The 1,624-nt window shown below is 50.2% G+C and carries 1 pseudogene; it reads right to left on the reverse strand.

Annotated elements, in window-relative coordinates:
• Positions 1 to 50: 50 nt before the first annotated feature.
• Positions 51 to 1,622 (reverse strand): annotated as a pseudogene (locus tag KDK13_RS12260) (IS3 family transposase).
• Positions 1,623 to 1,624 lie beyond the last annotated feature (2 nt).

Genomic DNA, 1,624 nt, shown 5'->3' on the forward strand with positions numbered 1-1,624 from the left:
CCACATCCTCAGGCTTCGCCTGTCGCAATCAACCTAGTTGTCGCCTCAACTCAAGCAGCTTGACTTAGCTGCCCGACAGCAGACCGGTCAGGATTCAGCCAGACTTCATCAGCCAGGTTCCAGTTCCGGGTTGCTCTTATACCCCATCTCTCAGGATGACGCTGCTTAGCCAACTGATATACCTTTTTCCGGTTATCCATGAACTTTTTGGTTTCCCCTCGATGTCTTTGACCCGGCGTAAGGAATTTGAGTCCGCTATGTCTGTGCCCTTCGTTATACCACTGGGCAAAGCCATGCACCCAGTTGCGAGCCGCCTCAAGGCCAGCAAACGGTTTGCATGGATAACCCGGCCTATACTTCAGTGTTCTGAAAATGGCTTCAGCAAACGGATTGTCATCACTTACCCTTGGACGGCTGAATGAGCTGACCACGCCCAGCCGTTGCAGTGTGGACAACATAGTGCCACCTTTCATGGCGCTGCCATTGTCTGAATGCAAGACCAACGGCCTCTCCAAGGCTGCTATTCCGTGGCGAATACAGGCTTTGGTAATCATCTGCGAGGCATGTTCAGCAGACTCATTCTCATGGATTTCCCAAGCCACTATCATACGGCTGTATATGTCTATCACCAGGTAGAGATAGTAAAACTGGCCACGCACAGAAGAGCGCAAGAAAGGTAATGTCCCATGACCAGACCTGGTTTGGCCCGGTAGCACAATACGACGTTGGCTTTCTGTGACTGGGCTTGGCTGCGCGCCCACGGTGATGTTGTTGACCTTTCTCATGCAATACCCGGTAAAACGTCCTTTCAGATCCGATATATTGGTTCTCATCGGCTAATATCGGGACGATCTGACTGGGTGCCAGGCTTTTAAAGCGATCACTGTTACAGGTATCAATAATCGCCTGTCGCTCCTCCACCGACAGTTTGTTAGCGGGAGCTGGCCGGTTAGCATTTTTGCGGTTATCTGCCTGAACAGCATCCTCCCGGGTCCAGCGTTGTACGGTCCTTTCTGAAAGGCCAAGAGCCTCGCAGGCTTTCGACTGGCGAGCACCAGATTTCACGGCCTGTGTGATCAGGTTGACTGCAATTTGTCGATCCGGGAGAGAAGTCAATCGTCCTCTGGTTCCCCCCAGATCTCTCGGGCCTTTTTTGTGAGTACCAGCAAGGCAGCAGTTTCTGCTAATGCCTTGTCCTTACGCTTGAGTTCGCGTTCGAGTTTCCTGATGGTTTGCTTGTCTTTTTTCTGCTCAACCGTTAAGGCCTTACGCTGTTCTGATGGGCTGACAAATTTAGGCGACACACGGCTAATAAAGGCTCGTTTCCACTGTTCAATTTGTTCAGCAAAAAGGCCTTTCTTACGGCAGTATTCAGCCATTTCTGCTTCATTTAAGGCCGCTGTTTCAATGATTACGGCTAATTGGTTTTCAGGTGTCCACTGATCTGGATTTTTTCCGTCGCCTGGCACAGGTATTCCTTGAGATAAAGCTTTCTTTCGCCAAGTGTACAGAGTCACATCAGAGATGCCAGTATCACGTACCAGCAGAGAAACTGGCACATTATTGGGTGGCATCATCTTCTGAATGATGGACTCTTTGAACTCTTCTGAATAGCGGGCCATTG

The sequence above is a fragment of the Endozoicomonas sp. SESOKO1 genome (assembly GCF_024606265.1).
Lineage (GTDB): Bacteria > Pseudomonadota > Gammaproteobacteria > Pseudomonadales > Endozoicomonadaceae > Endozoicomonas.